This is a genomic window from Natrinema soli, from assembly GCF_028618695.1.
Map to the genome: position 1 here is coordinate 1 of NZ_JAQIVI010000698.1, position 10140 is coordinate 10140.

The following is a 10140-nucleotide window of genomic DNA, read 5'->3' on the forward strand; positions in this document are numbered from 1 at the left end:
GGCGGCGGCGACGTTCGTGAAGGCGAGGTCGCCGACCGAGACGTGTTCGTTCAGTCGCTGCTTGCGATCCGTGTCCCACGTCTCCGCCTCGTCGATCGCGTCGTCGTGGAGCGCGCTCGCGACGAAGAGATCGGTCGGGATCGACGCGAGCGTCGCGGCGAGTTCCTCGTCGTCGGTCTCGAGCGACGCGAAAAAGTACGTGAATGCACCCAACAGACCGCCCTGGTCGGCGTAGGCGTCGACTTTCGGTCGGAGGGCGGGCGGCAGATCCGCTTCGGACTGGAAGGCGTCCGACAGACGGCTCATACCTATTCCTTCCAGGGAACTCAAAAGAGTGTACTGGTTAGTGACCCGATCACTGCCCAGTCGTGCCCGATTGCAAGCCAATTCTGTTCGACGGCTGCCCGGCCGCTGGACCGGATTCGACGCCAGTCACGACGTCCACTCCTCGAACGAGCGGTAGATCCCCTTCGAGAGGTAGCGTTCGCTCGAGTCGGGAAAGAGCGTGACGACCGTCTCGTGAGGGACCTCGAGATCGCCGTCGTCGATCCGTTCGGCGACCCGCTTCGACGCCACGCTCGCAGCACCCGCACTCGAGGCGACTAGATGGCCCTCCTCGCGGGCGAGGCGCTCGAGTTCCGCGTGGGCCGCTCGGTCCGAGATCGCGTCGACCGCGTCGACCAGTTCGGGCTCGAACAGTTCGTTGGTCGCGGTGTCGTGAGTGCCGATGCCCTCGGTCTTGTACTCGGCTTCCGCGCGGTCGTCGCCGAGGAGTTCGCCGTACACCGACCCCTCGGGCTCGACGGCGACGATGTGGGTTTCCGGATCCTGCTCGAGCGCGTAGCGGGCGATCCCCATGAGCGTGCCGGCGGTGCCACAGCCGGCGACGACCGCGCCGACCTGGCCGTCGAGCGCGTCGTAGATCTCGGGCGCGGTGGTCTCGTAGTGGGCTTCCGTGTTCAGCGGATTCGAGAACTGCTGGGGGACGGCTGCGTCCTCGAGTTCCGCGGCGAGCTCGTGAGCGCGCGCGATCGCCCCGTCCATGCCGTCGTCCGTGGGCGTGTTGATGACCTCCGCGCCGAGCGCCGCCATCAGCTGCTGTTTCTCGACGCTGAACCGTTCGGGAACGACGAAGACGGCGTCTAGGTCCAGTTGCTCGGCCGCGATCGCAAGCCCGATCCCCGTGTTGCCGGCGGTCGGCTCGATGATTGTCCCGCCCGACGCCACGTCGCCACGTTCGAGCATTCGCTCGAGCATGTACTTCCCGATCCGGTCTTTGATGCTGGCTCCGGGATTGAACGTCTCGAGCTTCGCGTAGATGGGGACGTCCGCGGGCCCGTCCTGCAGCCGGACGAGCGGCGTTCGACCGATCGTCTCGAGGACCGAGTCCGCCGGCTCCTCGTGGGTCGTCATCGTGCTGGCAGAAGGTATCCCCGCTGTTAGCTCTTGTCCCGAGCAGAAGTCGGCCGGCCGGGCGGGAACGGACCAGCCGTCCGGTACCTCCAGTCGTTATTCGGACGTCGTGTCGCCGGCGGTCGCCTCTGTGGTCGCATTCGAACTCGTCGCCGATCCGTCGGAGTTCTCGGCGGTTTCAGCGTTTTCGGCGTCGGCTGGTTCCTCGAGTTCGGCTTCGTCGATCGCCGCCTCCGCCAGGATTTCCTCCCCGTCGAGCCCCTGTTCCTCGGCGATGGCGAGCAAGAGCGCGCGCTGTTCGGTGAGCTGGTGGTCCATGCGCGCGACCGTGTCGTGGGTTTCGTCCATCTCCTCTTCCAGCCCCGTAATACGCTGCTGGAGTTTCTGTACCTGCTTGTACATCGCTTCCGCTCGGTCCGAGATGCCCTGAATCTTCTTTGCGGTGCTGCCGAGTCCCATACCGAAGGATGTGTCGGGTAACTAATGGGCCTTTTCCTCCGCTCGCGCTCGAGGAGGTCCCGATCGAACCCGCGACGGATACGGACGGTCGACCAGGACACGCTCGAGCGAGTCGGTCGCAGCGCACTCGAGCGCGCGGAGACGAAAGGCCCATAAGTACCGATCGCCTATCGTGAAGTGGACTAGGTCGGGCAGTTTGGCCCTGCTCGTTACCCGCGCTATGGTCATTAGCGGGGACCGAACACCGCGGGCGTCCGGTCAGACCGACCGGGGCCTCGGGAGCCAACAGAGAAGCCTCGTCCGTCGGGGACAGCGGTCTACGGTGGCCGTCCGCAGGGACGCCCCATCGTGGTTAGTCGGCGACAGCCCATCAGGCGCGGAAGCGAGCAGTGGACCGCCGGACACCTGTCGCTCGACGGGTTGCGGGGTGGAGAAGGCAACCGAGATTCCCCCGGTCGGAACGCCGGGCAACCGCGGTTGTCCGCATTCATACCGACCTTTTACGCTGCGTGAGCAGCGGCGCTACGCGCCGCGCTCACTCGGTAAAAGGTCGATCAAAAGCACTCCTCCTTCCCCTTCACTTCGTTTCGGGTCAGTCGTCGGCCCGCTCGCTCGTGGTACTCGCTCGCGGCACAGCAACCACGGACAACCGCCTGCCCTTCCCCGGGTCACGCGACTCTCACTGTCGTTCGAGCCGCGCTCCCGGCCACTGATCGCGTGGACGAACTCGAGTCACGAAGCAGCCCTCTATCCGGACACGGTAACAGAAACACTTACGGTAACTCTTCTAGCTGTGTAAACTAATGACGACTCGTCGATTCGCAGCCGTTCTCGGAGTCATCGTAGTGGGCGTTCTCCTCAGTGGCTGCGTCGCATTCGACGCTCCCTCGAGCGATCCCAACGATCCCGACGATTCCGACGGCCCCGATCCAGAAGCGGTGTTCGAGGGCGCGTTCGTTCACGCCGACGATCTCGAGGACGTGCAGGGAAATCGGACGACTAAAGTAACCAACGACTCCGTGACCGTCACGGAACTCGTCCGCGTCCAGAAACGGCCGTACATCGACGAACGAACCGAGGTGCTCGATGCATCCGATCCCGCCGCGAGAGGGAACACCTACGTGTCGAACGCGACGATGAACTGGTTCTATTACCCCGACTCGCAGGTGGCTCAGTACTTCGAGCCGGACGAACCGTTCGACAGTGAAACGGTCCGATCGGACCGGGGCGAGATGGCCGCGGAGAAAGTCGACAAGTACGACCTCGAGTATCAGGGCACCGAGCAAATCGCGGGCCGGGATGCGCACGTCCTCGACGTCGAAGCGAAAAACGAGACCGTCGAACGGGGGATTTCGGCGATTATCGGCGACACCGAGTACGTCTACGCCCTCGAGACGAGCGATCCGAAAGACGAACTGCAGGCCGTCGAACAGACGCTGTGGATCGACACGGAGTACGACTACCCGCTCAAGGAGCGAGTCGTGTTCGAGGAGCCCGACGGCGAGCGCATCGTCATGACCGAACGGTTCGAGTCGGTCGCGTTCAATACCGGTCTCGACGACGAGACGTTCGCGTTCGAGCCGCCGGAAAACGCGACGGTCGAAGAGTGGTGAGACGGGACGTCTATCACGCACTCCGCCGCTATTCTGCTGGCTGGACGGCGCTCTGGCCGCTCTCGAGGTCGAGTCCGCCCTCGAGCGTGCGGACGGGGTAGGGAATGTCGATCCCCTCCTCGTCGAAGCGACGTTTGACCGCGGTGACGTACTCCCCGCGGGTTCGAACGAAGTCGGCACGAGACGGGTTCGAGATCCAGATCCGCGACTGGAGGCCGACGTCGGAGTCGCCCAGTTCGGTCAGGCGAACGGAGGGTTCGGGGTCGTCCATGATGTCGGGGTGGCGTTCGGCCTCGTCGACGATGATCTCGGTCGCCTGCTCGATGTCGTCGTCGTAGCCGATGCCGAAGACGAACTTCAGCCGGAGTTTATCGTCCTCGACGGGATTTTTGAGCACGCCCTCGGTGAGCGCCGAGTTGGGGACCGTGAGCAGTTCGTTGTCGAACGTCCGGACGCGGGTCACGCGGAGGCTGATGTCCTCGACGATGCCCGAGTAGGTGCCGTCGTCCCACTCGATCCAGTCGCCGATGCGGAACGGCTTGTCCGTGTAGATGAACACGCCGGCGACGAAGTTAGAGATCACGTTCTGCATCGCGAGTCCGACGGCGAGCGCGCCAGCGGCCGCGATACCGGCCATCGAGACGAGGAAGTTGCCGAAGCCGGCGAAGCCGAAGGCGACAGCGAACGCGAGGAATCCGATTCCGAACCGGGTGAGCAATAACAGCGGGTTCTGGGCGTGTTCGTCCAGTTCGCGCCTGTCGAGGGCTCGCTTGACTAGCGGAACGAGCACCAACCGACCGATCACCCAGATCGCTGCGAGCGCGATGACGAACCGGATCGCTCCCTCGGCCATCCCGGCCTGTGTCGCGTTGAGCCCCGCCTCCTCGAGCGCGTTTCCGATCACGCCGTGATCCCCCGTCCCGTTCTGTAGCGGAAGCGCGGGACTGCCGCTCATCGATGCATCACTGCGGTGTGCCCGCGCGTGTCGATGAGATCCGCGTGAACGTACTCGGCGAGATCGGCCGCTTTCTCCTCGGTCGAGCTTCCGGCGCGGGCGGCCCGCAGAAACTTCACCTTCACGAGGTCCCTGTCGGTCAGTTGATCGTCGAGTTCGTCGACGACGGCATCGATGCCGCTCTTGCCGACCCAGACGGTAACGTCGAGGTCGTGTGCGCGGCGCTTGAGTTCCTGTTGGTCCATACCCGTGAAAGGAAGAGGAACGGTTTCAATCTTCTCGATTCGACACGGACAGGCGGCGAATTGACTGCGCCGTCGCGATTCGACCGTCGTTCGGTCGCGGGAGTCACAGGTCGCGGTTCAGTCCTCGTACGGATATCTCGCGTGCGCACCGCAGTCGCAGGTGACGACGACGTGACCGTCCCGTAACCTGACGCGGGCGTTGGTCCCCGGCCGGAGATACGCGTCACACCGGTCACACGTGAACCGGCGAAACGCGAGGGGAAGCGTGAGCCGGTTTCGCTCCGCGACTCGCCGCGCGAGGCGGACGTAGTAGCGAGCTCGATCGGCGTCGCCGTCCGCTGCCGCCGCTCGAGCGAGGTCGTGAAGCCGCTCGATTCGTTCACCGGCGACGTCCATACCCGACGTTTCGTCGGTCGACCTATTGATGTTGCGCTCCGAAACCGGCGTCAGATAACGGATAGCTATCCAGTTCCTCGATAACTTATCACACGACTACGCGTCCGAGGCGGATCTACTCCCGAGTAGAAAGATTCTTTACAGTGACACGTATTCATCATAGTACGCAATATTGTTATATATCACATGATAGGAGGTGCTACATAACGCTATGAATTGGAACCCCACCCTCCCCGACGACGGTATCAGCAGGCGGTCGTTCCTGGCAGCCGGCGCAACGGGGGCTGCAATCACGACGAGCGGCTGTATCAACAACGTGCAAAGTGTGGTCAGTCAGGCCGGCACCGATCAGCTATCGCTCTCTATTGCGACGATTCCGGCGGAAGCCGACAAGCAGAGCATCCAGATCGCTCGCCGTCTCGAGAGCAACCTCAAGAAGGCCGGCGTGGCGGTCACACTGGATGTCCGCTCGCAATCGGAGCTGCTGAAAGCGGTCCTGATCGATCACGACTTCGATATCTACGTCGGCCTCCACCCCGCCGATTACGATCCGGACTTCCTCTACGAAACACTCCACTCGACGTACGCGAACGAAGCCGGCTGGCAAAATCCCTTCGGGCTCTCCAATATGGCGTTCGACACGCTACTGGAGCGACAGCGCCAATCCGAGGGCGACGAGCGGAAGCGAGACGTCCAATCGGTTCTGAAAGCGCTGGCACAGGCGAAACCGTTTGACCCGATCTGTATGCCCGACGAGTATCGCCTCGCCAGAGAGGGTCGGTTCGACGGCTGGGACGAAGCCGATCTCACGACCCGCCACGGCTATCTCGGTCTCGAGCCGGCGGAGGACATCGATCAGCTCCACGCGCTCAGGACCGACACTCGCGCGACGAGAAACCTCAATCCGCTCTCGGCGACAATGCGTGAGCGAAACACGACTATCGACCTGCTCTTCGATTCGCTGGCGACGGTCAACAACGGCGAGATAGAGCCGTGGCTGGCCAAGCGCTGGGACTGGTCGGAACCGGACACCGGCGAGCAGGAGTCGACGCTGACTGCGACGGTCACCCTCCACGAAGACTGTCAGTTCCACGACGGCGAACCACTGACAGTCGAGGACGTCGCCTTTACCTATCGGTTCCTCAAAGACACGTCGCTCGGACGAGCGCCCTCGTCGCCGGCACCGCGGTATCAGGGCCACATCGACGTGATCGACGAGATCTCTGTCGACGACGACGCCGTCGATGGCGAGTACGAAATGCTGTTCTCGTTCAATGGCGGCCGGGAGGCCGCTAAGCGAGCGTTTACCGTCCCGATTCTGCCGAAACACTACTGGCGCGATCTGGTGGACCGACGGGCTGCCGACGGCGAGTTCACCGCACCGCAAGGCCGGTGGATCGCCGCCACGGGGGACCACATCCCGCCGGTCGGAAGCGGCCCGTTCCAGTTCGACAGTCGAACCCGGGACGAGCAACTCCGCCTCACCAGATACGAGGACCACTTTACGCTCCGTGAGGAGGTGGCTCTCCCCGGGCCGACCGTCGACGAACTCCGATTCGATATCGCCCCCAGTAGCGCGTCAGCGATCAGGCGGGTCGCCGACGGGAATGCGGACGTGACTGCCTCGATGCTCTCCGCATACACGTTGGACGCGCTTCCAGACCTCTCGGACGTCGAACAGTTGCAATCCACCTCGCGAACCTTCTACCATATCGGATTCAACGTCCGCAACGCGCCCTTCAGCAACACGCACTTCCGACGGACGGTTTCGCAATTGATCGACAAGGAAGCGATCGTCGAGGAGGTGTTCTACGGACACGCGACCCCCGTCGCAACGCCGGTTACCGACAAGTGGGTTCCCGAGAGCCTCGAGTGGAACGGCGAAGACCCCGTACTGCCGTTCATCGGGTCGAACGGAGCACTCAACGTCGAAGCGGCGAAAGCGACGTTCGAGAGAGCCGGCTTTCGGTACGATGATAACGGTCGGTTGCTTGGGGGCTACTAGGTGCAATGCTTGCCGAGGTGCTGACTAAGCTCGTCGTCGTAATCGCGATTATGGTGCCGGTGGCAATCATCGTCTTCATCGGCCGTGAGCGCCTCGCTCGAACGCGCTCGGAGTGGCGGACTCGGCTCAAGACTACTGGCCCGGTGATCGCTGTGTTGATCGTCGTCTTACTGATCAACCGGGTTGCCCGACAGACCGCACCGAAGCTATCGCGGCAGATCGGGATTCGCCTGACGTCGGCGTTTTACAACGTCGAAGGGGAGTTCATCCTGATCTTTCAGGCGATTCAGACCCCGGAGACGTCAGCGTACTTCTCGTCCGTCTACGTCTACGGCTACACGTTCCTGCTGATCTTCCCGGTTATCGCCTACTTTACCCTCTCCGATACCCGGGTCTTCCGCCGCCTGTTGACGGCCTACGCGCTCAACTACGCGATCGGTCTCGTCCTGTATATCTTCGTGATCGCGTACGGTCCCCGGAACCTAATGCCCGCCGAACTCATGGAGCGGATGTTGTACGATACGAACCCGCAGTACCAGTATCTCACCCAGGAGGTAAACACCAGCACGAACGTCTTCCCGTCGCTTCACACCTCGCTTTCGGCGACCGTCGCAGCGTTCGCGTGGCAAACGCGGTCCGCGTTTCCGAAGTGGTTCCCCGCCGCGGTCGTGCTGGCGGTGAGCGTCGCGATTTCGACGATGTATCTTGGAATCCACTGGGGCATCGACGTCACTGCGGGGTTGCTGCTCGCAGCCCTCTGTGTCGCCCTCTCGGATCGACTCGTCGGCCGCTGGTCGCTCGAGGAACTCGCTACAAAGATCGGTGATCGATTCCCCTGGCTGCAGGAGCGACTCCCCTCAGTTCAGGAACAGGACTGAACGCAGGGAGCCGGGTCCGACTGAGTCGATGAGCTCCCCTGATTGATCCACTGAAGTCGCGCGGCGTCGCCGACTCCCCCTCCGTTCAAAGAACATAATACTGTTATAGCGCGGCAGGTAATAATAAGAGACGACCAAAATGAACGGACGACGTGCCGTCCCGAAACGCGGCAGCCGCGACACTGACGGCACATCGATCAGCCGTCGAGCCGCGCTCGCTGCGACCGCCGGTCTGACGGTCTCGACCAGCGGCTGTATTCAACGCCTCCGGAATCTCGTAACCCGAGACAACATCGACCAGCTCTCGCTGACGATCACCACCCTCCCCACCGAAAGCGATCGGGCGTGCATCAGGATCGCGAACGAACTGGAACGGACGTTTACGGCCGCCGGAATCGATGTCTCCCTGGACGTCCGATCGGGCATCGACTTCCACCGGTCGGTGCTGTACGACCACGATTTTGACGTCTGTATCAGTCGCCACCCCGGCGGAACCGATCCTGACTACCTCTACCAGGCGTTGTACTCGCGCTACGCCGACGAATCTGGCTGGCAGAACCCGTTCGGCTACACCAACCTGGCCGTCGACGACCTCCTCGAGAAGCAACGCCGCGCCGAGGGCGATGAACGACAGCAGGCCGTCACGAGCGCGCTCGAGGCGATCGCGGTCGAACAACCGTTCGTTCCGATCTGCATTCCCGAAGAACACCGGGCCGTCAGAACGGAACGATTCGCCGGCTGGAGTGAGGACCACCTCGCGACCCGTCGCGGCTATCTCGGTCTCGAGCCGGCGGACGATGTCGAGACGCTCCGCGCCACCCATACGGATGCCAGACCGACAGAAAATCTCAATCCGCTCGCGGTCGACTATCGCGATCGCGGAACGATTACCGAGTTGCTCTACGACTCGCTGGCGACGGACGATCCCACTGGTGACGTCCGCCCGTGGCTCGCAAAACCGTGGGACTGGGACGGGGCGACGATCGAGATCCAACTGCGAAACGGGTGTGAGTTTCACGACGGCACGCCTGTAACCGCCAGCGACGTCGAGTTCACGTACGAGTTTCTCAAAGACATGTCCCTCGGGGACGGGGATATCAACTCTCCAGCCCCCCGGTTCCGCGGCCAGGTCGAATCCGTCGAGACGGTCGACGCTCGGAGCCACAATCGCGTCGAGATTACGGTCGGGACGAATCGAGCGGTCGGCGAACGAGCCCTTCTCGTTCCGATACTCCCCGAACACATCTGGCGCGATCGGACAGCCGACGTCAGGGGACCGGGCGCCGTCAGCATCGCTCAGGGGACCACGAGGGCGGTCGTGACGAACAATATGGAACCGGTCGGAAGCGGCCCGTTCCGACTCGTGGACCGAACCGAAGGCGAGCAACTCACGTTCGAACGGTTCGATTCCCACTTCACGCTCGACCACGGCGACGAACTGCCGTCACCGACCGTCGACGAGTTCTCGGTCGAAATCGCCCCGAGCAGTAAAACGGCGGTTCAGGCCGTCGAGAACGACGACGCTGACGTCACGCTGTCGGCACTCGAGACGAACGTCATCGACGCCGTCAGCAGATCCGACGGTGGCCGATTGGTCGAGTCGCCGTCGTGGACGTTCTACTTCCTCGGCTTCAACGCGCGGAACGCACCGTTCAGCAACCCGCGGTTCCGGCGCGCCCTCGCGCAGTTGGTCGACAAGGAGTGGCTGGTTGAGGAGGTGTTCCACGGAAACGCGAGACCCGTGGCGACGCCGGTCATCGACGAGTGGGTTCCCGAGAGCCTCGAGTGGAACGGGAGCGACCCCGAAACGCCGTTTCTGGGGACCGACGGGGAGGTGAACGTCAACGCGGTACAACTGGCGTTCGAAGACGCTGGCTTCCGATACGACGATCAGGACCGACTCCGCGTCAGACAGTGATCGGCGTCGTATTCTGGTCGATGAGGGCACGGCGGACGCGCTTCTCGCGTCGCTCATCGGCCGGAAAAGCGCCGAAAACGAGACAGTGAGGCGTTATCGATCCTCGAGCGCGTCGGCGATGCGCTTGAGTGCGCGAGTCTGATCGCGCAGTTCATCCCGCATCTGTCGGACTTCACGAACGAGTTCTTCGTTGCTCTCGTCCTGTGCGCCGGGACCGCCGGGACCTGCGCCCGGACCGCCCGGGCCGGCACCGGGGCC

10 protein-coding genes, 1 other RNA gene and 1 pseudogene are annotated in these 10140 nt (G+C 63.2%); 6 read left to right on the forward strand and 6 right to left on the reverse strand.

Annotation, left to right across the window (positions count from 1 at the left end):
* From PGX04_RS30340 to PGX04_RS30350, 3 genes and pseudogenes are all read right to left on the reverse strand, one after another.
* A pseudogene (locus PGX04_RS30340) lies at positions 1-306 on the reverse strand (hypothetical protein); the annotation flags it as partial.
* Positions 307-432: 126 nt separating this feature from the next.
* Entirely contained in the window at positions 433-1413 is a 981-nt protein-coding gene (locus tag PGX04_RS30345; protein ID WP_273741886.1) for a PLP-dependent cysteine synthase family protein, read from the reverse strand.
* 96 nt (positions 1414-1509) lie between these two features.
* Entirely contained in the window at positions 1510-1872 is a 363-nt protein-coding gene (locus PGX04_RS30350; RefSeq protein WP_273741887.1) for a DUF5798 family protein, read from the reverse strand.
* A 24-nt stretch (positions 1873-1896) separates the two neighbouring features.
* On the opposite strand from PGX04_RS30350, the gene PGX04_RS30355 reads away from it, so the two are divergent.
* The 3 genes from PGX04_RS30355 to PGX04_RS30365 all read left to right on the forward strand — a co-directional run bounded on the left by PGX04_RS30355 (position 1897) and on the right by PGX04_RS30365 (position 3485).
* Complete coding sequence (locus PGX04_RS30355) at positions 1897-2028, forward strand: hypothetical protein (protein WP_273741888.1); 132 nt, start codon at positions 1897-1899, stop codon at positions 2026-2028.
* Between the two features lie 19 nt (positions 2029-2047).
* Positions 2048-2359, forward strand: an RNA gene (ffs, locus tag PGX04_RS30360) — signal recognition particle sRNA.
* Positions 2360-2675: 316 nt separating this feature from the next.
* Positions 2676-3485 carry a LolA family protein gene (locus tag PGX04_RS30365; protein WP_273741889.1) on the forward strand — a complete coding sequence of 270 codons (810 nt, stop codon included), beginning with the start codon at positions 2676-2678 and terminating at the stop codon, positions 3483-3485.
* Between the two features lie 28 nt (positions 3486-3513).
* On the opposite strand, the gene PGX04_RS30370 is transcribed toward PGX04_RS30365, so the two are convergent.
* The 3 genes from PGX04_RS30370 to PGX04_RS30380 form a co-directional block, all read right to left on the reverse strand.
* Positions 3514-4440 (reverse strand): mechanosensitive ion channel family protein, encoded by a 927-nt coding sequence (locus PGX04_RS30370; protein ID WP_273741890.1) that lies wholly within the window; start codon positions 4438-4440, stop codon positions 3514-3516.
* The gene (locus PGX04_RS30375) at positions 4437-4685 is read right to left on the reverse strand and encodes a YhbY family RNA-binding protein (protein ID WP_273741891.1); all 249 of its coding nucleotides are present in this window, start codon (positions 4683-4685) and stop codon (positions 4437-4439) included. Before PGX04_RS30375 ends, PGX04_RS30370 begins: the two co-directional genes overlap by 4 nt.
* Positions 4686-4802: 117 nt before the next feature.
* Positions 4803-5081: a ribonuclease P protein component 4 gene (locus tag PGX04_RS30380; RefSeq protein WP_273741892.1), complete on the reverse strand. Its 279-nt coding sequence runs from the start codon at positions 5079-5081 to the stop codon at positions 4803-4805.
* A 211-nt stretch (positions 5082-5292) separates the two neighbouring features.
* Between PGX04_RS30380 and PGX04_RS30385 the strand changes: the two genes are divergently transcribed.
* The 3 genes from PGX04_RS30385 to PGX04_RS30395 all read left to right on the forward strand — a co-directional run bounded on the left by PGX04_RS30385 (position 5293) and on the right by PGX04_RS30395 (position 9882).
* Positions 5293-7086, forward strand: a complete 1794-nt coding sequence (locus PGX04_RS30385; RefSeq protein ID WP_273741893.1) for an ABC transporter substrate-binding protein — start codon at positions 5293-5295, stop codon at positions 7084-7086.
* Between the two features lie 5 nt (positions 7087-7091).
* Positions 7092-7964, forward strand: a complete 873-nt coding sequence (locus PGX04_RS30390; protein ID WP_273741894.1) for a phosphatase PAP2 family protein — start codon at positions 7092-7094, stop codon at positions 7962-7964.
* Positions 7965-8103: 139 nt separating this feature from the next.
* The gene (locus PGX04_RS30395; protein ID WP_273741895.1) at positions 8104-9882 is read left to right on the forward strand and encodes an ABC transporter substrate-binding protein; all 1779 of its coding nucleotides are present in this window, start codon (positions 8104-8106) and stop codon (positions 9880-9882) included.
* The last annotated feature ends 258 nt before the right edge of the window (positions 9883-10140 follow it).

Bases quoted from the DNA above. Each gene is read 5' to 3' on its own strand.
- PGX04_RS30355 (WP_273741888.1), top strand. From the start codon at position 1,897: ATGGGCCTTTTCCTCCGCTCGCGCTCGAGGAGGTCCCGATCGAACCCG.
- PGX04_RS30350 (WP_273741887.1), bottom strand. From the start codon at position 1,872: ATGGGACTCGGCAGCACCGCAAAGAAGATTCAGGGCATCTCGGACCGA.
- PGX04_RS30385 (WP_273741893.1), top strand. From the start codon at position 5,293: ATGAATTGGAACCCCACCCTCCCCGACGACGGTATCAGCAGGCGGTCG.
- PGX04_RS30365 (WP_273741889.1), top strand. From the start codon at position 2,676: ATGACGACTCGTCGATTCGCAGCCGTTCTCGGAGTCATCGTAGTGGGC.
- PGX04_RS30390 (WP_273741894.1), top strand. From the start codon at position 7,092: ATGCTTGCCGAGGTGCTGACTAAGCTCGTCGTCGTAATCGCGATTATG.
- PGX04_RS30380 (WP_273741892.1), bottom strand. From the start codon at position 5,081: ATGGACGTCGCCGGTGAACGAATCGAGCGGCTTCACGACCTCGCTCGA.
- PGX04_RS30370 (WP_273741890.1), bottom strand. From the start codon at position 4,440: ATGAGCGGCAGTCCCGCGCTTCCGCTACAGAACGGGACGGGGGATCAC.
- PGX04_RS30345 (WP_273741886.1), bottom strand. From the start codon at position 1,413: ATGACGACCCACGAGGAGCCGGCGGACTCGGTCCTCGAGACGATCGGT.
- PGX04_RS30375 (WP_273741891.1), bottom strand. From the start codon at position 4,685: ATGGACCAACAGGAACTCAAGCGCCGCGCACACGACCTCGACGTTACC.
- PGX04_RS30395 (WP_273741895.1), top strand. From the start codon at position 8,104: ATGAACGGACGACGTGCCGTCCCGAAACGCGGCAGCCGCGACACTGAC.